The 18,896-nt window shown below is 68.3% G+C and carries 17 protein-coding genes; 5 read left to right on the top strand and 12 right to left on the bottom strand.

Annotated elements, in window-relative coordinates; genetic code table 11:
- Window positions 1-191 precede the first annotated feature (191 nt).
- The 4 genes from M9799_RS11755 to M9799_RS11770 all read right to left on the bottom strand — a co-directional run bounded on the left by M9799_RS11755 (window position 192) and on the right by M9799_RS11770 (window position 4,396).
- Window positions 192-2,495, bottom strand: a complete 2,304-nt coding sequence (locus tag M9799_RS11755; protein ID WP_231041862.1) for a RelA/SpoT family protein — start codon at window positions 2,493-2,495, stop codon at window positions 192-194.
- 94 nt (window positions 2,496-2,589) lie between these two features.
- A complete protein-coding gene (gene rpoZ / locus M9799_RS11760; RefSeq protein WP_231041863.1) occupies window positions 2,590-2,793 on the bottom strand; it encodes a DNA-directed RNA polymerase subunit omega in 204 nt (67 codons plus the stop codon).
- 18 nt (window positions 2,794-2,811) lie between these two features.
- A complete protein-coding gene (gene gmk, locus M9799_RS11765; protein ID WP_231041864.1) occupies window positions 2,812-3,432 on the bottom strand; it encodes a guanylate kinase in 621 nt (206 codons plus the stop codon).
- A gap of 67 nt (window positions 3,433-3,499) precedes the next feature.
- On the bottom strand, window positions 3,500-4,396 hold the full coding sequence (locus M9799_RS11770; protein WP_304505200.1) for a YicC/YloC family endoribonuclease: 897 nt from the start codon (window positions 4,394-4,396) through the stop codon (window positions 3,500-3,502).
- A gap of 89 nt (window positions 4,397-4,485) precedes the next feature.
- Between M9799_RS11770 and M9799_RS11775 the strand changes: the two genes are divergently transcribed.
- The 4 genes from M9799_RS11775 to hemW are packed head-to-tail and all read left to right on the top strand — an operon-like array spanning window position 4,486 to window position 8,303.
- Window positions 4,486-5,499, top strand: coding sequence for a serine/threonine protein kinase (locus tag M9799_RS11775; RefSeq protein WP_231041866.1), 1,014 nt, complete (start codon window positions 4,486-4,488; stop codon window positions 5,497-5,499).
- The gene (locus M9799_RS11780) at window positions 5,496-6,398 is read left to right on the top strand and encodes a PP2C family protein-serine/threonine phosphatase (protein ID WP_231041867.1); all 903 of its coding nucleotides are present in this window, start codon (window positions 5,496-5,498) and stop codon (window positions 6,396-6,398) included. Before M9799_RS11775 ends, M9799_RS11780 begins: the two co-directional genes overlap by 4 nt.
- Window positions 6,399-6,450: 52 nt before the next feature.
- The gene (locus tag M9799_RS11785; protein WP_231041868.1) at window positions 6,451-7,050 is read left to right on the top strand and encodes a non-canonical purine NTP pyrophosphatase; all 600 of its coding nucleotides are present in this window, start codon (window positions 6,451-6,453) and stop codon (window positions 7,048-7,050) included.
- A 2-nt stretch (window positions 7,051-7,052) separates the two neighbouring features.
- Entirely contained in the window at window positions 7,053-8,303 is a 1,251-nt protein-coding gene (gene hemW, locus M9799_RS11790) for a radical SAM family heme chaperone HemW (protein WP_231041869.1), read from the top strand.
- Between the two features lie 139 nt (window positions 8,304-8,442).
- On the opposite strand, the gene M9799_RS11795 is transcribed toward hemW, so the two are convergent.
- Together M9799_RS11795 and M9799_RS11800 are read right to left on the bottom strand one after the other, a co-directional pair.
- Entirely contained in the window at window positions 8,443-8,772 is a 330-nt protein-coding gene (locus M9799_RS11795; RefSeq protein ID WP_231041870.1) for an I78 family peptidase inhibitor, read from the bottom strand.
- Window positions 8,773-8,868: 96 nt separating this feature from the next.
- Complete coding sequence (locus tag M9799_RS11800) at window positions 8,869-9,609, bottom strand: GntR family transcriptional regulator (protein WP_231041871.1); 741 nt, start codon at window positions 9,607-9,609, stop codon at window positions 8,869-8,871.
- 193 nt (window positions 9,610-9,802) lie between these two features.
- Between M9799_RS11800 and M9799_RS11805 the strand changes: the two genes are divergently transcribed.
- Complete coding sequence (locus tag M9799_RS11805) at window positions 9,803-12,049, top strand: hypothetical protein (protein WP_231041872.1); 2,247 nt, start codon at window positions 9,803-9,805, stop codon at window positions 12,047-12,049.
- Window positions 12,050-12,198: 149 nt separating this feature from the next.
- Here the strand turns inward: M9799_RS11805 and M9799_RS11810 are convergent, their stop codons facing one another.
- From M9799_RS11810 to M9799_RS11835, 6 genes are all read right to left on the bottom strand, one after another.
- Window positions 12,199-14,127, bottom strand: a complete 1,929-nt coding sequence (locus tag M9799_RS11810) for a B12-binding domain-containing radical SAM protein (RefSeq protein ID WP_231041873.1) — start codon at window positions 14,125-14,127, stop codon at window positions 12,199-12,201.
- A 151-nt stretch (window positions 14,128-14,278) separates the two neighbouring features.
- The gene (locus M9799_RS11815) at window positions 14,279-15,061 is read right to left on the bottom strand and encodes a GntR family transcriptional regulator (protein ID WP_231041874.1); all 783 of its coding nucleotides are present in this window, start codon (window positions 15,059-15,061) and stop codon (window positions 14,279-14,281) included.
- Window positions 15,062-15,183: 122 nt separating this feature from the next.
- Entirely contained in the window at window positions 15,184-16,038 is an 855-nt protein-coding gene (locus tag M9799_RS11820; protein WP_231041875.1) for an isocitrate lyase/PEP mutase family protein, read from the bottom strand.
- Window positions 16,035-16,574, bottom strand: a complete 540-nt coding sequence (locus M9799_RS11825) for a LeuD/DmdB family oxidoreductase small subunit (RefSeq protein ID WP_231041876.1) — start codon at window positions 16,572-16,574, stop codon at window positions 16,035-16,037. Before M9799_RS11825 ends, M9799_RS11820 begins: the two co-directional genes overlap by 4 nt.
- Window positions 16,571-17,851, bottom strand: coding sequence for a 3-isopropylmalate dehydratase large subunit (locus M9799_RS11830; RefSeq protein WP_231041877.1), 1,281 nt, complete (start codon window positions 17,849-17,851; stop codon window positions 16,571-16,573). The genes M9799_RS11825 and M9799_RS11830 overlap by 4 nt, the downstream gene beginning before the upstream one ends.
- Window positions 17,848-18,810, bottom strand: coding sequence for a Bug family tripartite tricarboxylate transporter substrate binding protein (locus M9799_RS11835; protein WP_231041878.1), 963 nt, complete (start codon window positions 18,808-18,810; stop codon window positions 17,848-17,850). Before M9799_RS11835 ends, M9799_RS11830 begins: the two co-directional genes overlap by 4 nt.
- Window positions 18,811-18,896 lie beyond the last annotated feature (86 nt).

Genomic DNA, 18,896 nt, shown 5'->3' on the forward strand with positions numbered 1-18,896 from the left:
CAGCAGGGCCTGCCAGTGCCACGCCCTGAACCGTCTTGCGACGGGCCCGCCTAGGAAGGCTCAGGGCGAGAGGCAGTGGTCTGTTCAGGGCAGCCGTGCAAAACCGTTCGTCCTGAGCTTGTCGAAGGATGAATGGCCTCGCGGCGTTTACTCCATGGCCTCATGGAGGCAACTGGGTAAGCGAGGAAACGTCATTCCACCGCCGGCATGATCCTCTTCGCCTTGATCACCACCGGTGCACGGCGCAGATTGCGCAGCGCTGCCTCGACCTGCTGCTGGTTCCTGACCGAAACCACGAAGCGCAGGTCGGTCGTGCCCATCGGCGCCTCGTCGACCATCTCCAGATGCTGGATGTCGACCTCGGCATCGGTCAGTTCGGAGGCCACGCGCGCCAGCACGCCCTTGCCGTTCTTCACAGTGACCAGGATGCCGCTGTCGAACAGCTGGTTCAGGCCCTCGGCCCATTCGACCGGGATGAAGCGCTCGGCGTCTTTCTCGTAGAGGCGCTTGACGATCGCGCAGCGCGCATGGTGCACCATCAGGCCCTCGCCGCGGCCCAGATAGCCCAGCACCGGGTCGCCGGGCACGGGGCGGCAGCAGTGGGCGAAACGGATCGAGGCGTTGGTGCTGCCGTCGAGCGTCACCGTGCCCTGGGAGATCTTGTCCTGGGCGGTGTAGCGTTCCTGGCTCAGCAGCACGGCATTCGGGCGCTGGCCGTGGTTGCCGAGCAGCACCATGATGCGCGCCGCGACCATGCTGGCGATGCGCCGGCCCATGCCGATGTCGGTCAGCAGCTCGCTGCGGCTGCGGTTGCCGGTGTCCTGCAGCAGCCGCTCCCACAGCGCCTGGTTGGCATCGTCCTGCGGCGGCAGCTGCTCGATGCCTTCGGCGCGCAGCGCCTGGGTCAGCAGCTTCTCGCCCAGGCTTTCGGATTCGCTTTGCGCCGAGGTCTTGAGATGGTGGCGGATCTTGGAGCGCGCGCGGGCGGTCTTGACGAAGCCCAGCCAGGCCGGATTGGGGCGTGCGTTCTCGGCGGTGATGATCTCGATGACGTCGCCGCTCTTGAGCTCGGTGCGCAGCGGCACGTCCTCGTTGTTGATGCGCGCGGCCGTGGCGTGGTTGCCGATCTTGCTGTGGATGGCGTAGGCGAAATCGACCACGGTGGCGCCGCGCGGCATGGCCATGATCTCGCTCTTGGGCGTGAACACATAGACCGCGTCGGGGAACAGGTCGACCTTGACGTGGTCCCAGAACTCGGTGGCATCGCGCGTCTCGTTCTGGATGTCGAGCAGCGACTGCAGCCACTGGGTGCTCATGCGCTCGGCGTCGCCGGGGCGCCGCTGCGCCTGGTGCAGCCAGTGCGCGGCCACGCCGGCCTCGGCGACGATGTGCATCTCCTCGGTGCGCATCTGGAATTCGATGCTCACGCCCGAGGGGCCGACCAGCGTGGTGTGCAGCGACTGGTAGCCATTGTTCTTCGGAATGGCGATGTGGTCCTTGAACTTGCCGGGCACCGGCTTGTAGAGCTGATGCAGCACGCCCAGCGCCGTATAGCAGTCGGTGACCGAGGGCACGATCACGCGGAAGCCGTAGATATCCGTGACCTTGGCAAAGCTCTGGTTGTTGCGCTCCATGCGCTGGTAGAGCGAGTACAGCGTGCTTTCGCGGCCCGCCAGGCGCGCGTCGAGGCCCTGCTGGGCGAACTGCGCGTCGACCTCTGTCTGCACGCGCTGCACCAGGTCGCGCCGGCGCGTGCGCGACTTGGCGATGGCCTTCGACAGCGTGGAATAGCGCCAGGGGTGCAGGTGGCGGAAGGACAGGTCCTGCAGCTCGCGGTAGGTCTGGTTCAGGCCCAGCCGGTGCGCGATGGGGGCATAGATCTCCAGCGTTTCGGAGGCGATGCGGCCCCACTTGCTGCGCGGCATGTCGGACAGCGTGCGCATGTTGTGCGTGCGGTCGGCCAGCTTGATGAGGATGACGCGCACGTCGCGCGCCATGGCCAGCAGCATCTTGCGGAACGATTCGGCCTGGTTTTCCTCGCGGGTGTTGAACTGCAGCTTGTCGAGCTTGGTGAGTCCGTCGACCAGCTCGGCCACGGGGGTGCCGAAGCGCGCGGCCAGATCGACCTTGGTGACGCCGCAGTCTTCCATCGCGTCGTGCATCAGCGCCGCCATCAGCGCCGGGGCATCGAGCTTCCACGAAGCGCACAGCGAGGTCACCGCGATGGGATGGGTGATGTAGGGGTCGCCGCTGCTGCGCCACTGGCCGGTGTGGGCCTCGTCGGCAAACAGGTAGGCCTGGCGCACCTGCTCGATGCTGGCGCCGTCCAGATAGCCCAGGTTGTCGAGCAGCGCGGAGAATGCGGCCCGGGAAACGGCGGTCGCTGCAGCGGCGGCCGTCGACACGGCGCGCGTGTCGACCTGGCTCTCTGGCGCCGGGGCGGTGGCAGGGGTGGATTCGTCAGGAACAGTTGTCTGGGGCGGGACCGCTTTCATACCTTTAATGTAGCGCGCTCTCCAATCGGTTTGCCAGTGCACAAAAAAAAGCACCGCAAAGCGGTGCCTCTCTTGCCATTTCGGCGGATTCCGGTCAGCCCGGAACCTTCTTGAGCATTTCCAGTCCGACCTTGCCGGATGCGATCTCGCGCAGGGCGGTGACGCCGGGCTTGTTCTTGCTTTCGATCTTGGCGGTATGGCCTTGGCTGAGCATGCGCGCACGGTAGGTGGCGGCCAGGACGAGTTGGAAGCGGTTGGGGATCTGCTCCAGGCAGTCTTCAACGGTGATGCGTGCCATCAGGATACTCCAGGGAATTCAGGTGATATTGAGCGACTCGAAGGTATCGGACCGCGCGCTTCGCTGGGCCGCATACTTCAGGCGCTGGGCGTGAATGATCGCTTTCAGGTCGAAAAGCGCAGTCTCGAACAACTCGTTGATTATAACGAAGTCGAACTTTTGCACCTGGGCCATTTCCTGGGAAGCGTTCTTCAGGCGCAGCTCGATGACTTCGGGGCTGTCCTCGCCGCGGTTTTCCAGGCGTGCGCGCAGCTCTTCCCAGCTGGGCGGCAGGATGAAGATCAGCACCGCCTCGGGAAAGGCGCTCTTGACCTGCAGCGCGCCCTGGTAGTCGATCTCGAGCAGCACGTCGGCGCCGCCGGCCAGGCGTTCGGCCAGCGCGCGCTTGGAGGTGCCATAGCGCTTGCCATGCACGTTGGCCCATTCCAGGAACGCCTGGTTGGCGACCATCGCGTCGAATTCCTGCTCGGAGGCAAAGAAGTATTCACGGCCGTGCTTTTCCTGGCCGCGCGGCGCGCGCGTGGTGTGCGAGACCGAGGGCGAGACATGGGCGTCGAGCTCGCGCAGGGCCTTGACCAGGCTGGACTTGCCGGCCCCACTGGGGGCGGCGACGACAAAGAGATTTCCGGTGTGTTGCATAAGCGGTGGTGCGCCGGGTTCGGGCGCCCTTGTAAAAAGGGCGCTTGCGCGCCCTGTGGAATGTGGTTTATTCGATGTTCTGCACCTGCTCGCGCATCTGCTCGATCAGGACCTTCATGTCGACGCTGATGCGCGTGAGCTCGAGCGCCGCGGACTTCGAACCCAGCGTGTTGGCTTCGCGGTGCAGCTCCTGGATCAGGAAATCGAGGCGCTTGCCGATCTCGCCACCCTTCTTGAGCAGGCGCTCGATCTCCTCGAGATGCGAGTCCAGGCGCGTGACTTCCTCGGCCACGTCGATGCGGATGGCGAAGGCCGTGGCTTCGGTCAGCGCGCGGTCCTGCGCCGCCTCGGGCGCGACCGCGCCTTCGGCCAGCGCCATGGCCTCCTTCCAGCGCTCGACGAAGCGCTGGCGCTGCTGCTCGACCAGCTGCGGGATCAGCGGCGTGGCGGACTGCGCGAGCGCGCGCAGCTGCTGGAGCCGGTCGTGCAGCATGTCGGCCAGGCGCTGGCCTTCGCGGGCGCGGGCCTGGACCAGGGATTCCAGCGCCTGCGCGGCCAGCGCGGGCAGCACGGCGCCCCAGTTCTGGCCGCGGTCGCCGTCGCCGGCGCTGCACAGGCGCAGCGCGTCGGCCACGCTCAGCGGGCGCGCATCGGGAAGCCAGGACTGGACGGCGTCCTGCGCCGTGATCAGGCGCTGCAGTTGCTGAGGGGAGGGCTGGGACAAGACGCCACCGTCCTCGGATTCGATGGCGGCGCGGACTTCGACCTTGCCGCGCTTGAGGCGTGAGGTCAGCAGCGTGCGCAGGGCCGGCTCGTGCACCCGCAGTTCGTCGGGCAGACGGAACGACAGGTCGAGAAAGCGGCTGTTGACCGAACGGATCTCAAGGCCGAGCCGCCGCTTGCCGATGGGCGCTTCAGCACCCTCGGCAGACGCGCCGTGCTGGGCGCTGGCGTATCCGGTCATGCTGTAAACTGACATTGGACTTTTGATGGTTGCTTGCAATCCACCGATTATCCGGGTTCCGCTCCAGTCACGAGGTTTACCCGTAAAAAATGTCTTCCAAGAACAAGCCCGCGCCCTTGCCCATCGATAGCATGATAGGGGGCTATCGCATCTTGCGGCGGCTCGCGGCCGGGGGCTTCGGGGTGGTCTACCTGGCGCTGGACGGCGCGGGCCAGCAGGTGGCGATCAAGGAATACCTGCCGGCGTCGCTGGCGCTGCGCGAGCCCGGCGAGCGCCTGCCGCGCGTGCTGCCCGAGAAGCTCTCGCTCTACCGGCTGGGGCTGAAGAGCTTTTTCGAGGAGGGGCGCTCGCTGGCGCAGCTGTCGCACCCCTCGGTGGTCAGCGTGCTCAATTTCTTCCGCGAGAACGAGACCGTCTACATGGTCATGAATTACCTCGAGGGCGCGAACCTGCAGGAATTCATTCTCACGGCGCGCGACCTGAAGACCGCCAAGGTGCTGCGCGAGTCCACCATCCGCTCGCTGTTCGACGAGGTGCTGCGCGGCCTGCGCATCGTGCACCAGCACAAGATGCTGCATCTGGACATCAAGCCGGCGAACATCTTCATCACCGACGACGACCGCGCCGTGCTGATCGATTTCGGCGCGGCGCGCGAGGTGCTGTCCAAGGAGGGCAGCTTCATCCGCCCGATGTACACACCCGGCTTTGCCGCGCCCGAGATGTACCGCCGCGGCGAGGCCATGGGGCCGTGGACGGACATCTACGCCATCGGCGCCTGCATCTACGCGTGCATGCAGGGCGTGCCGCCGCACGCGGCGCCGCAGCGCCAGGAAAAGGACCGCCTGGCCCAGAGCCTGGCACGGCTGCGCGGGGTGTATTCGGACAGGCTGATCGAGATCGTCGAGTGGTGCATGGCGTCCGACCCGAAGGCGCGGCCGCAGTCGGTGTTCGCGCTGCAAAAGGAGCTCAACCGCGAGGGCGAGCGGCGCCACACGCGGCTGAGCATGGCCGAGAAAATGCGCCTGCAGCTCGGCGCGCTGGTCGGCGACACGCGCCGCAGCAGGCAGAAGATCGGTGGGGCGCGCGACGCGCCGCGGCCATGAGATTCTCGGTGTTCCAGCTCAGCCGGCGCGGCGCGCGTGCGCGCAACGAGGATCGCATGGGCTACGCCTACACGCGCCAAGCCTGCCTGGTGGTGCTGGCCGATGGCATGGGGGGGCACCCCGGCGGAGAGATCGCGGCGCAGATCGCGGTGCGCAGCATGCTGGCGCGGTTCGAGGCGCAGGCAAACCCGCGGCTGTCCGATGCGCCGGCCTTCCTGGCCGCGGCGCTGCTGCAGGCGCACGGGCAGATCCTGCACCACGCGCGCACGCATGGCCTGGCCGAGGCGCCGCGCACCACGCTGGTCGCGGCACTGCTGCAGCAGGGGCAGGCGCACTGGATCCACTGCGGCGATTCGCGCCTGTACCTGGCGCGCGGCGGGGTGCTGCAGGCGCGCACGCACGACCATTCCCACCACGGGATGGCCGAGCGCGCGCAGCAGCCGCTGCCCAAGGTCAGCCGCAATCTGCTGTTCACCTGCCTGGGCGCGCCATCGGAGCCGATATTCGACCAGGCCGGGCCCTGGACGCTGGCGCAGGGCGACCGCCTGCTGCTGTGCTCGGACGGCCTGTGGGAGCCCTTGGCCGAGGCCGAGTTGCTGGCAGGCCTGGGGCAGGGGCCAGTATCCCTTTGCGTGCCACGGCTGGTGGATGCGGCGCTGCAGCGCGCGGGCGCAAGCAGCGACAATGTCACCGCGATCGCGCTGGAATGGGAAACGCCTGGCGCGCCGGCGGCGCCGGGCGGCATTTCCACCGAGGCGTCCGAAGGCGATGCCTTCAGGTCGACGCTGCAGTTCGACACGCTGGCGGCGCCCGAGGACGAGCTCAGCGAAGCCGCCATCGAGCGCAAGATCGCCGAAATCAACGCCGCCATCCGCCGCCCGGGCGAGCGCCGGCGCTGAAAACCCTGTTGCCACCGGAAGGCGCGCCTGGCGCGGCCTTCCCATTGAATCCATGAAAATTGTCCTAGCCTCCAACAACCGCGGCAAGCTCGCCGAGCTGCAAGCCATGTTCGCCCCGCTGGGCGTGGAACTCGTGCGCCAGGGCGACCTGTTCGAGGGCGAGGCGCCCGAGCCGCACTGCACCTTCGTCGAGAACGCGCTGAGCAAGGCGCGCTTTGCCGCCGAGCGCTCGGGCCTGCCGGCGATCGCCGACGATGCCGGCATGTGTGTCGACCACTTCGGCGGCTTGCCGGGCGTCGATACCGCCTATTACTGCACGCAGTTCGGCTACGAGAAAAGCGATGCCAACAACGTGCGCGCGCTGCTCGAGCAGCTGCAGGGCGTGGACAACCGCCGCGCCGCCATGGTCAGCACGCTGGTCGGCGTGCGCAGCCCGCGGGATCCCGAGCCGCTGATCGCCGTCGGCCGCATCCAGGCGCTGATCGCCCCCGAGCCGCGCGGCAGCAACGGCTTCGGCTTCGATCCGGTGCTGTTCCTGCCCGAGCTCGGCCAGACCTTTGCCGAGATGGAGCCCGCGCTCAAGCATGCGCACAGCCACCGCGGGCGGGCGACGCAGCAGATGCTGGCGCTGGTGCGCGAACGCTGGATGTGATGATGATCCCCATCGAACCCGCGGCTTCGGCGGCCGACAGCGCGCCGGCGGTGCAGCGCGACATCCAGCACTACATGCGCCCCGGCACGCTGCAGCTGGGCAGCCTGCCGCCGCTGTCGCTGTACATCCATCTGCCCTGGTGCCTGAAGAAATGCCCGTATTGCGATTTCAACTCGCATGAATGGCGCAAGGGCGACGCGCAGTCCGGGCTGCCCGAGCAGCGCTATGTCGATGCGCTGATGGCCGACCTCGAGGCCGCGCTGCCGCTGATCTGGGGCCGCACGGTGCACAGCATCTTCATGGGTGGCGGCACGCCCAGCCTGTTCTCGCCCGCGGCCATCGACCGGCTGATCGCCGGGGTGCGCGCGCGCGTGCGCATGGAGCCGGACTGCGAGATCACGCTGGAGGCCAATCCCGGCACCTTCGAGAAGGACCGTTTCCGCGCCTACCGCGCGGCGGGCGTGACGCGGCTGTCGATTGGCGTGCAGAGCTTCGACGACCGCTTCCTGCAGGCGCTCGGGCGCGTGCATGACGGCGCGCAGGCGCGCGCCGCGGTGGACGAGGCCGCCGCGGCCTTCGAGACCTTCAATCTCGACATCATGTATGCGCTGCCGGGCCAGACGCTCGAGGATCTCGACCGCGACCTGCAGACGGCGCTGTCCTTTGCGCCGCCGCACATCTCCATCTACCACCTGACGATCGAGCCCAACACCTATTTCGCGAAATTCCCGCCGGCCGTTCCCGAGGACGACACGGCCTATGCGATGCTGGACCGCATCAGCGAGACCACGGCGCTGGCGGGCATGCAGCGCTACGAGATTTCCGCCTATGCGAAACCCGGGCATGCCTGCTTCCACAACACCAACTACTGGCAGTTCGGCGACTATCTGGGCATCGGCGCGGGCGCGCACAGCAAGCTGAGCTTTGCGCACCGCGTGGTGCGCCAGGTGCGCTTTCGCGACCCGGCGCGCTATATGGACCAGGCGCTGGCCGGCCATGCGCTGGCGCAGGACAACGAGGTGCGCCGCTCGGAGCTGCCTTTCGAGTACATGCTCAACGCGCTGCGCCTGCGCGAGGGTTTCAAGCTGCAGGACTATATGGAGCGCACGGGGCTGCCGCTGAGCTCCATTGCCAAGGGGCTGGAGACGGCCGAGCGCAAGGGGTTGATCACGCGCGAGCTGGGGCGCGTGGTGCCCACGGAGCGGGGGTTTGATTTCCTGAGCGATCTGCAGGAGTTATTTCTGGGGGATTGAGAGTGGGCGGGTGAACGGACGCCTTGGCCTTGAGGGCAGGCCGTTCACCCTTCGACGGGCTCAGGGCGAACGGAAATACCGTTCGTGCTGAGCTTGTCGAAGCATGGACGTCCTGCCCTCAAGTTTCAGGCCGGACGTATCAACCGCAGCGCACCGCCAGAATCCTTCCGGTCGCATCCACCTCCAGATTCACCCGCTCCGCATTGAATTCCTTGGTCGTCATCTGTCCCGGGTGAAGCACGCGGGCCATGGCCGCGCCCGAACGTTGGCGGGCCTGTTCGAGGTTCTGCGCGGTGTTGGTGCGGCCGACCAGGTTCTGCGCCGGCTGGGCATTGCAGATCTGCTTGGGCGCGGGAGCACGGTTGGCGCCGGCGCGGCCCTTGCTCCAGGGGGCGTCCATGCTGCTGCAGCCTGCAAGCAGCGCCAGTGCGGCGGCGGAAACGAAAAGGGGAGTAGTGCGCAGCGGCATGGAGATTCCTCTGTGGATGGATGGGTTGCCAGCACCATAGCCCAAAGCGGCCGCAGTCGACGTCAGACGGCGGCTTGAAGGCACGGCGCCTGCCTGTCAGGCCAACAGATCCATCTCGATGTGCGCGTAGTCGCCAAGATAGCGCAGCTGGGCCCAGTGCAGCATCTGGCCCCTGCGGTCGCAGGCCCAGCGCAGGGTCTGCAGCAACGGCGTGCCCAGCGCCACGCCCAGATGGGTCTGGATCAGTTCGTCCGCCGGGGCGATGCCCAGGCGCTGGCGGGCGCTGGCCAGCGGGCGCGGGCCGCGGGTCAGGGCCTCGACCACCGAGCGCTGCGCCAGCTGCGGCGCGATGCGTTCGTAGAGGCCTTGCTCCACATACATCTGGCTCAGGCAGAAAGGCTGGTCGCCGCAGCAGTGCAGGCCCAGCAGCCGCTGGTAGGCTGGCGCCAGCTCGCCCTCGCAGCCCATGCCGGCGGGAATCGCCGGCATGCAATGGGGTTCGCTCTCCAGCAGGCGGTAGCCGGTATGGCTGTGGAACAGCACCAGGTCCTTCCAGCTCGAGGGCAGCAGGAAGGAGGGCGGACGCGGAGGGGCGGCCACGACCTGGGTGCCGCCGCGCTTGCGCGTCTTGAGCAGGCCCTCGGCCACCAGGCTGCCCAGCGCCATGCGCACCGTCGTGCGCGAGGCGCAGTGCAGCGCTTCGAGCTGGTCCACGGTGGGAATCGAGCCGCCCACGGGCCACTGGCCGGTGACGATCTTGTGGCGGAACAGGCCCGCGAGCTGCAGATAGCGTTTCTCCTGGGGCACGCGGGCAGCGGCGGAAGTCTCGGGCAGCATGGTGTGCTTGATGATCGATATTGTGCCGATTCTGGAACTTAAGTTACAAAGCAGGCCCGGGGAAAACCCGTGGTTGCCGCAGCCTGCCCCGCAGGACTTTTACACTTGCCGCTTCGGGGCCGCAGGCAGCGGCCGGGGTTGGCTTGGAATCGGGCCGCGAATGCAACGGGCGCGGCCCGGGAACTGGAGTCGGATGCAGCAGCACACATGGCAGTTTTTCCGTGCCGGCGGGGTGGACCAGGTGTCCATCCGTACCGGCGAAGATATCGCCCACATTGGCGAGCTGGACCAGACGCTGTGGGTGGCGCTGGCCTGCCCGACGCGCGGCATTCAGTTCGACTGCGCCACACTGGACCTCATCGACCACGACAAGGATGGGCGCATCCGCGCGCCGGAGCTGGTCGAGGCCTGCCAATGGGCCGCGGCGCAGGTCAGCGACCCGGATGTCCTGACCAGCGGCAGCGATGCCCTGAAGCTGGGCAGCCTGCGCACCGACACCGAGGAGGGCGCGGCGCTGCATGCCGAGGCCGAGCGCATCCTGCGCTGGGCCGGGCGCGCGGGCGAGGACGGACTCACGCTTGACGAGGTGCACAGGCGCCTGGCCGCGCTCAATGCCATGCCTTTCAATGGCGACGGGCTGATCAACCCCGATACGCTTCAGGACGAGCCGCAGCTGGTCGAGCTGGTGCGGCGCATCATGAAGCTCTACGGCAGCAGCGAGGGCGTGGATGGCGCACAGGGCATGGGCCGGGCCGCGCTCGACGCCTTCTTCGGCGATGTGCGTGCGATCGAGCAATGGCACGAGCTGGCGCTGGACCATGCCTGCGTGCTGAAGCAGCGCGCGCAGGCGGTGTCCGCGGCCCAGGCGCTCAACGCCGTGCAGGAGAAGATCGAGGATTTCTTCGCGCGCACGCGGCTGGCGGCTTTCGACGCCACGGCGCTGGTGCCGTTGAGCCCGAGCGTCGCCGGCTATGCGGCGCTGGGGCAGGATCTGCTCAGCAGCCGCAGCGACTCCATCGCCGCGCTGCCGCTGGCGCCGATTGCCGCGGGCGGCGAGCTGCCGCTGGTGATCGGCCTCAACCCAGCCTGGAGCGAGGCCATGCAGGCCTTTCGCCAGCATGTGGTGCAGCCGCTGCTGGGCACGGAGACGCAGTCGCTGAGCCTGACGCAGTGGCAGGCGCTCAAGGCCCAGCTCGCGCCCTGCCAGGCGTGGCTGGGGGCCTACCCCGATTCGGCGCTGGGCGAGATGACGCCGGCCGAGGCGCAGGCGCTGCTCGAAGGCGGCGCCGAGGCGCGGCTGCAGCAGCTGATCGCGCGCGACGAGGAGGAAAAGCTGCACAACCAGCATGCGGTGCAGCTGGAGAAGCTGCTGCGCTTCCAGCGCGACCTGCTCAAGCTGCTGAACAATTTCGTCAACTTCGCCGATTTCTACCGCCGCGAGGGCGCCGCCTTCCAGGCCGGCACGCTCTACCTCGACGGGCGCAGCTGCGAGCTGACGGTGGATGTCGCCGATGCCACGGCCCATGCCAAGCTGGCGGGGCTGGCCAAGGTCTATCTCGCCTATTGCGAATGCCGGCGCAAGGGTGCCAAGCGCACCATCGTCGCGGCCTTCACGGCCGGCGACGTGGATTTCCTGATGGTCGGGCGCAACGGCCTGTTCTACGACCGCGAAGGCAAGGACTGGGATGCGACCATCACCCGCATCATCGAGAACCCGACCAGCATCGGACAGGCCTTTGCCGCGCCCTACAAGAAGTTCCTGCGCATGATCGAGGAGCAGGTCGCCAAGCGCGCCGCGGCGCAGGAGGCGGGCGTGACCTCGGGCCTGGCGGCGCAGGCCCAGTCGCTGGTGCACAACCCCACCGCGGCGCCGGCGCTGGCGCCCGGGCTGCGCAAGACCGATGTGGGCACCGTCGCGGCCATCGGCGTCGCGCTGGGCAGCCTGAGCGCGGTGGCGGTGGGCATCTTCAGCAAGTTCATCGACCTGGGGCCCTGGATACCGATTGCCGTGCTGGGCCTGATCGTGGCGATCTCCGGGCCGAGCATGCTGATCGCCTGGCTCAAGCTGCGCCAGCGCAGCCTGGGCCCGATCCTCGATGCCAGCGGCTGGGCGATCAACGGGCGCATGAAGATCAACCTGCGCCTGGGCCGCTCGCTGTCGCAGACCGGCAAGGTGCCGGTGCAGGCCTCGCGGCTGCTGAGCGATCCCTATGCCGACACCCGCCCGGGGCTGTGGGGGATCGGGGCGCTGGTGCTGGTGGTCGCACTGGTGTTTGCTGCCTGGCGGCTGGAGTGGTTCGATGCGTGGCTGCCGGTGGCGGCGCAGGTGGGGGAGACGGTGCCGGGCGCACCGGCAGCGCCTCAGTCGGCAGCGCCTCAGCCGGCCGCGCCTCAGCCGGCCGCGCCTCAGCCGGCCGCGCCTCAGCCGGCCGCGCCTTGAGGGATAGGCCGAGGGGGAACTTGAGGTCCGGCCGTCCATCCTTCGATCCTTCGACAGGCTCAGGATCAGGACGAACGGTAATAAGCCAAGGGGAAACCTGAGCTTCGGCCGTCCATCCTTCGACAAGCTCAGGACGAACGGTAGCTCCCTCACCCCTTCGCCCGCAGCGCCTTCTCGATCCGGTTGCGCGGCACCGTGGTCTTGGGCACCTTGAACGGGAACCAGCTGCGCACGTCCTGCTCCACGCCGACGCCGTGCATGAAGTTGTAGATGGCTTTCTTCAGCACGGCGCCGAGTGCGTCGTGGTCCACGCCGCTGGGGTCGTGGAAGCCGATGTCGTTCCTGGCGAACTGCACCGGCGGCATGGGGGTCAGCGTGATGCCGTATTCCTCGGGATTCAGGCCCACGGGCGAGTGCACGGTGCAGCTGAAGCGGTGGAAGAAGCCGCTCTGGATGCAGCCGTTCTCGAACAGCTGGCGCACGTATTCCAGCGCGTCCACGGTGTCCTGCACCGTCTGGGTGGGAAAGCCATACATCAGATAGGCATGCACCAGGATGCCGGCTTCGGAGAAGGCCTTGGTGACGCGCGCCACCTGGTCCACCGACACGCCTTTCTTCATCAGCGCCAGCAGCCGGTCCGAAGCGACTTCCAGGCCGCCCGACACGGCAATGCAGCCGCTGTCGGCCAGCAGGTTGCACAGCTCGGGGCTGAAGGTCTTCTCGAAGCGGATATTGCCCCACCAGCTGATGTCCGTGCCGCGCTCGAGCAGCTCGGTGGCCAGCGCCTTGAGCGCCTTCGGCGGCGCGGCCTCGTCGACGAAGTGGAAGCCGGTCTGGCCGGTCTCCGCCACGATGGCGTCGATGCGGTCGGCCAGCACCGCGGCGCTCGCGCCCTCGTAGCGGCCGATGTAGTCGAGGCTCACGTCGCAGAAGCTGCATTTCTTCCAGTAGCAGCCGTGCGCCACGGTGAGCTTGTTCCAGCGGCCGTCGCTCCACAGGCGGTGCATGGGGTTGAGCATGTCCAGCAGCGACAGGTAGCTGTGCAGCGGCAGGCCGTCCCAGGTGGGCGTGCCGACCTCGGCAAAGGCCACGTCGGCCTCCATCATGTTGGTGTAGCGCACCAGTCCCTGTGCATCGCGCTGGTAGGTGCGCACCAGGCGCGAGGCGCCGCGCTGGCCCTGCAGGTGCTCGAGCAGCGCCAGCAGCGGGCGCTCGCCGGCGTCCAGCGTGACGAAGTCGAAATAGTCGAACACGCGCGGCTCGGTGAGCTCGCGCAATTCGGTGTTGACGAAGCCGCCGCCCAGCACCAGTTTTGTCTTTGGCGCATGCGCCTTGATGGTCTGGGCGATGCGGAAGGCCGCATAGACCGAGCCGGGAAAGGGCACCGACAGCAGCACCACATCGGGCTGATGGCGCTCAAGCGCCTCCAGCGTGAGCTGGTGCAGCGTGTCGTCGACCATGGTGTGCGGCGCGGCCAGCGCCTGCGCCAGCGGCTCGAAGCTGGCCTGGCTGCCAGCGAGCGATTCGGCGTAGCGCACGAACTCGAAGCGCGGGTCGGCCGCGTCGCGCAGCACATCGGCCACGTCGTTGAGGTACAGCGTCGCGATGTGCTTGGCGCGGTCGTGCTGGCCCAGCGCGCCGAAGGCCCAGCCCAGCGGGTCGCCGCTGCCGTCGTCGATATAGCCGTCGAGCGCGTCGAAGCGCGGCCCCTCGGGCAGATACTGGCGGCCGACGATGCGGTGCGACAGCGTGCTGTCGCGGCCCTGCAGGAAGGTGATGACGCGCGTGATGGTGGCCAGATACCGGTCGCGCTGCGCCATGAAGGATTGCACCGCAGGGCTGAAGGCGCGCCCCGGGTCGGCGTCGAACTGGTCCTGCACCAGGTCGATCACCCGCTGCAGGCCCTCCTGCGACAGCAGGCGCAGCACCAGCGCCAGCGCCAGGTCCTCCTGCACCGCGGGCAGGCCGCGCGAGCGCAGGAAGCCGGTGATGTAGGCGGTGGACGGATAGGGCGTGTTGAGCTGCGTCATCGGCGGGATGACGGAGAGGATGCGGGGCGCGGTGGCTGAAGTGGACATGGCGGTCAGGGCAGGGCGCGGAAGTGGAGGGCGCGCGGCGGGCGGGTCCCTGGGCCTGATGGTCTGGCGTCCGCGCGACAGGCCAGTCTCAGGCAAAGCCCATCAGTATAAAAAGTTGGGCAAGACAGCGCCGGGCAAGGGTCGCTGTGATTCAGCTGTGCCGTGTGGCGCTGCCCTCGGAGATCCAGACCTTGCTGGCGCTGCCGCTGCGCGAGACATGCATGCGGTAGCGGTAGCGCTCGGGGGCGTAGTAGCCCAGCAGGTACTGGATCGGGCGCTTGCGCGCGTCATAGACCACGCGCCGCACCTGCAGCAGCGGCGAGCCCGCGGGGATCTTCAGCGCCAGCGCCACATGCGCGGGCGCGATGGTGGCGCTGAGCTCCTGCTCGCCATGGTCGAAGGGGTAGCCGGCCCGCTCCATCAGCGTCAGCAGCGGCATCTCCTCGAGCAGCGGCTGGGCGATGGCCGCGCCGATGGACTCCGGCAGCGCGACTTCGGAATACATCACCGGCGCGCCGCCGGACTTGCGCACGCGGTGGATGCACAGCACCGCCGCCGCGGGCGGCAGCTGCAGCAGCCGGCCGATCTCCTCGCCGCAGGGCTGGCGCGTGCACGACAGCACCTGGATGCGCGTGCGCAACCCCTGGCTCACGATGTTGTCGAGCAGGCCGTTGTGCAGCTTCGGGTGCTGCTCGGCCATGGCCTGGCCCAGCGGCAACGTGCCCTGGCCGCGCAGCCGCGTGACCAGCCCTTCCTCCTGCAGCCGCGCCAGCGCCGAGCGCACGGTGACGCGCGCCACGCCGAAGGAATCGGCCAGCGCGCGCTCGCCGGGCAAGGGGATGCCCACGGGATAGGTGCCGTCGCGCAGCCGCGCGCGGATGGTGTCTGCGACCTGGCGGAACAGGGGCGGCGTGGGCGTGGGCGGAGGGGGCATCGTTGGGCGCTTTTTCGACCGGTTGGCCGTTGCGCCGGATTATGCGCGTCGTCTCAGGCGCGTCGCCTCAGGCGCGTCGTCTCAGGCGCGCCGCCTCAGGCGCGTCCTGGCGCCCCGGTTTTTCAGGCGTATTTCTCGCCCAGCGCCAGCATCTCCGGGGTGCCGATGACGGCATTCAGGCCGTCGAAGCCCAGCATCCGGTCCTGCCAGGGCGCCGTGGTGCCATGCTGGTGCAGGCTGGCGTAGTAGCCCTGCAGCGTGTGCGCGATCGCGCGCACGGTGCCGCCCGGGAAGATCACCAGGCGGTAGCCGATTTCTTCCAGCTCGGCGGCGGGCTTGACGGGCGTCATGCCACCTTCGACCATGTTGGCCATCAGCGGGCACAGGTGGCCCAGCTCGCGCTGCACCACGTCCATCTGCTCGCGCGTGCGCACGGCCTCGACGAACAGCAGGTCGGCGCCGGCCTCGGCGTAGCGCCTGGCGCGCTCGATGGCCGCGTCCAGGCCCTCGGTGGCGATCGCATCGGTGCGCGCGATGATCACCGTGTCCTGGTTGCGGCGCGCGTCGACGGCGGCGCGGATCTTGCCGCTCATCTCCTGCGCGCTGATCACCGACTTGCCCTGCAGATGGCCGCAGCGCTTGGGGCTGGACTGGTCTTCGAGCTGGATGGCCGAGGCGCCCGCGCGCTCGAGGTGCTGCACCGTGCGGCGCACGTTGAGCGCGTTGCCGAAGCCGGTGTCGGCATCGACGATCAGCGGCAGGTCCACGCGTTCGCGGATCTGCGTGGTCACGCCGGCCACGTCATCGAGGCTCAGGAAGCCGATGTCCGGGCGGCCGAAGCGCGTGTAGGCAATGCTCGCGCCCGACAGGTAGCAGGCTTCCATGCCGGCCTGCTCGACCAGCAGCGCCGTGAAGGGGTCGTAGACGCCCGGGGCCAGGACGATCTTGTTTTGCTGCAGGCGTTGCTTGAAGTTCATGCGGGTTCCTTGGAATCGGGTTGGGGGCGGGCGGCCAGGCGCTTGCGCAGGTGCGGCACCAGGCCGCCATCGTTGACCAGCGCCAGCAGGTGGGCGGGGATCGGCGTGCACTGCAGGCGCAGGCCCTGCTGCGGCACCTCGAGCACGGCCTGCTCGAGATCGAACTGCGCGCGCGCATCCGGCGCGATGCCCCAGGCGGGCGCCGCGGGCGCCTTCGGGCCCAGCAGCAGCGGCAGGCCCAGGTTGAAGCCATTGCGGTAGAACAGCCCGGCAAAGGACTGCGCGATGACGCAGCGCACGCCCAGGTGGCGCAGCACCTCGACGGCCTGCTCGCGCGAGGAGCCGGCGCCGAAGTTGCTGCCGCCAATGACGATGTCGCCGGGGCGCACCTCGCGCGCGAAGCGCGGCTCGACGTCCTCCATGCAGTGTTCGGCAATCTTGTCGATGCTGAACTTCATGTACTTGCCGGGGGCGAGGAAGTCGGTGTTGATGTCGTCGCCGAAAATCCAGCAGCGGCCCAGGTTCTGGTCGTTCATGCGAGCATCTCCCGCGGATCGGTGATGCGGCCGGCCACTGCCGAGGCCGCAACGGTATAGGGCGAGCCCAGGAACACGCGCGACGATGCCGCACCCATGCGGCCCTTGAAGTTGCGCGCGGTGGTGCTGATGGCGGTGGTGTTCTCGGCAAAGGTGTTGGCGCCGTAGCCGGCGCAGGCGCCGCAGCTGGTGGGCAGCAGGCGCGCGCCGGCGTCCAGCAGGATCTGCAGCGTGCCCTCGGCCTGCGCCGCCTGCTGGTCCCTGGCGCTGGCGGGCGCGACCATCAGGTCCACGCCGCGCGCGATGCGCTGGCCCTTGAGCACCTCGGCGGCCATGCGCAGGTCCTCGAGCTTGGCGCCGGTGCAGGCGCCGATATAGGCGATGTCGACCTTCTCCTCGCCGCAGTTGCGCGCGTCTTCGCCCAGCGCCGGCGAGCCGGGCGCCGACACCTGGGGCGCGAGCGCTGCCGCGTCGAAGCGGTGGTGCGCCAGCAGCGGCGCCTGGGCATCGGTCTGCCACTGCGCCAGATCCTGCAGCTCCTGCGCGGGCACGCCGCAGGAAACCAGCCAGTCGCGCGTGGTCTCGTCGGGCGCGATCAGGCCGGCTTGGCCGCCCAGTTCGGCCGTCATGTTGCACAGCGTCATGCGCTCGTTCATCGACAGCGCGCGCACCGCCTCACCGCAGTATTCGACGGCCTCGTACTGGCCGCCGTCCATGCCGAAGCGCGTGCACATGTGCAGCATCATGTCCTTGGCGCAGACACCCGGCGCCAGGCGCCCGGTCCACTCCATGGCGATGGTGTGCGGCACGCGCAGCCAGATCTCGCCGGTGACGGCAACGCCCAGCATTTCCGTCGCGCCGATGCCGAACATATAGGCGCCAAAGGCCCCGCCGGTGCACGAGTGGCTGTCGCCGCCGACGGCGAACATGCCGGGGCGGATATGGCCGTGCTGCGGCGTGACGACATGGCAGATGCCCTGTTCGTCGTAGAAGTTGGCGATGCCCTGCTCGCGCACCCAGTCGCGCGCGATGCGCACGATCTGCGCGCTGTCGGCATCGGCCGCGGGCACGTAGTGGTCGGTGACGACGACGATCCTCGACGGGTCCCAGACCTTGACGCCCAGCGCGTCGAGGTGCGGTTTCAGGCGGCGCGGGCCACCCGAGTCGTGCATCATGGCCAGGTCGACCCGGCAGGTCACGAGCTCCTCGGGCGCGACCTGGTCGCGGCCGCAGGCGCGGGCCACGAGTTTCTGGGCAAGGGTCTGGGGTGTTGTCATTCGACGGTGGCTCCGGATTTCTTCACGATGTCGCCCCACAGGTCCACGTCCTTCCTGATGAAGTCGGCGAACTGCGCGGGCGTCATATTGGGCACGGTGGCGGCTTCGCTTTCCATGCGCTTGCGGTACTCGGGCGAGTCGATGGCCTTCTTGATCGCGCCATAGAGCGTATCCACCACGGCCTTGGGCATCTTTGCCGGGCCGAACAGGCCGAACCAGGCCTGCGAGTGGTAGCCGGGCACGGTCTGGGCAATGGTCGGCAGGCCCTCGAACTGCGCCAGCGGCTTGGGGCTGCTCACGCCGAGGAACTTCATCGAGCCGCTCTTGTAGTGCGGCAGCACATTGATGGTGCTGGCGAACATCAGGTCGACGGTGCTCGCGGACAGCAGGTCGTTGAGCGCCGGGCCGGTGCCCTTGTAGGGAATGTTGACGATATCGGTGCCTGTCGCCAGCTTGAACTGCTCGCCGGCCAGGTGCAACGAGGAGCCCTGGCCGCCCAAGGCAAAAGTCAGCTTGCCGGGGTTCTTCTTGGCGTAGTCGATCAGGCCCTTGACGTCGTCGAAGGGCGCGTTCTTGCGCGCCACCAGCACGCTGGGCACCTGCGCGACCATGGTGATGGGCGTGAAGTCGGCCACCGGGTCGAAGGGCAGCTTCTTGAACAGCGTGGCGTTGATGGTGTGGCTGGTGAAGCTCATCAGCAGCGTGTTGCCGTTGGGCTCGCTCTTGGCCACATGCTGGGCGGCGATGTTGCCGCCCGCGCCGGGCTTGTTCTCGACGATGACGGTGCGGTTCAGCGTGGTGCCCATCGACTGGGCGATCACGCGCGCCAGGGTGTCGGTGGAGCCGCCGGGAGTGGCGCCGACGACGATCGTCAGCGGCGGGGCTTTCTGCGCCGCCACGGTCTGCACCAGGGCCAGCGCGGCAATGGCGCCAAGGGTCCAGCGTCGGTTGAGTTTCATCATGTCTCCTGTCGTTATGGGTCTGGGGCCCGATGGTCCGCCGCGGGCGCCGCAGTCTCAACAGGACCAGGTGGTCCCATCGGGTT

Origin of the sequence: Comamonas endophytica (assembly GCF_023634805.2) — a bacterium.
Lineage (GTDB): Bacteria > Pseudomonadota > Gammaproteobacteria > Burkholderiales > Burkholderiaceae_C > Comamonas > Comamonas endophytica.

Excerpts from the sequence above, each read along its gene's own strand:
- hemW (WP_231041869.1), top strand. The coding sequence starts at position 7,053 with ATGATCCCCATCGAACCCGCGGCTTCGGCGGCCGACAGCGCGCCGGCG.
- M9799_RS11825 (WP_231041876.1), bottom strand. The coding sequence starts at position 16,574 with ATGAACGACCAGAACCTGGGCCGCTGCTGGATTTTCGGCGACGACATC.
- M9799_RS11815 (WP_231041874.1), bottom strand. The coding sequence starts at position 15,061 with ATGCCCCCTCCGCCCACGCCCACGCCGCCCCTGTTCCGCCAGGTCGCA.
- M9799_RS11780 (WP_231041867.1), top strand. The coding sequence starts at position 5,496 with ATGAGATTCTCGGTGTTCCAGCTCAGCCGGCGCGGCGCGCGTGCGCGC.
- M9799_RS11805 (WP_231041872.1), top strand. The coding sequence starts at position 9,803 with ATGCAGCAGCACACATGGCAGTTTTTCCGTGCCGGCGGGGTGGACCAG.
- M9799_RS11820 (WP_231041875.1), bottom strand. The coding sequence starts at position 16,038 with ATGAACTTCAAGCAACGCCTGCAGCAAAACAAGATCGTCCTGGCCCCG.
- M9799_RS11770 (WP_304505200.1), bottom strand. The coding sequence starts at position 4,396 with ATGACCGGATACGCCAGCGCCCAGCACGGCGCGTCTGCCGAGGGTGCT.
- M9799_RS11810 (WP_231041873.1), bottom strand. The coding sequence starts at position 14,127 with ATGTCCACTTCAGCCACCGCGCCCCGCATCCTCTCCGTCATCCCGCCG.
- gmk (WP_231041864.1), bottom strand. The coding sequence starts at position 3,432 with ATGCAACACACCGGAAATCTCTTTGTCGTCGCCGCCCCCAGTGGGGCC.
- M9799_RS11835 (WP_231041878.1), bottom strand. The coding sequence starts at position 18,810 with ATGAAACTCAACCGACGCTGGACCCTTGGCGCCATTGCCGCGCTGGCC.
- M9799_RS11755 (WP_231041862.1), bottom strand. The coding sequence starts at position 2,495 with ATGAAAGCGGTCCCGCCCCAGACAACTGTTCCTGACGAATCCACCCCT.
- M9799_RS11775 (WP_231041866.1), top strand. The coding sequence starts at position 4,486 with ATGTCTTCCAAGAACAAGCCCGCGCCCTTGCCCATCGATAGCATGATA.
- M9799_RS11785 (WP_231041868.1), top strand. The coding sequence starts at position 6,451 with ATGAAAATTGTCCTAGCCTCCAACAACCGCGGCAAGCTCGCCGAGCTG.
- M9799_RS11830 (WP_231041877.1), bottom strand. The coding sequence starts at position 17,851 with ATGACAACACCCCAGACCCTTGCCCAGAAACTCGTGGCCCGCGCCTGC.
- M9799_RS11795 (WP_231041870.1), bottom strand. The coding sequence starts at position 8,772 with ATGCCGCTGCGCACTACTCCCCTTTTCGTTTCCGCCGCCGCACTGGCG.
- M9799_RS11800 (WP_231041871.1), bottom strand. The coding sequence starts at position 9,609 with ATGCTGCCCGAGACTTCCGCCGCTGCCCGCGTGCCCCAGGAGAAACGC.
- rpoZ (WP_231041863.1), bottom strand. The coding sequence starts at position 2,793 with ATGGCACGCATCACCGTTGAAGACTGCCTGGAGCAGATCCCCAACCGC.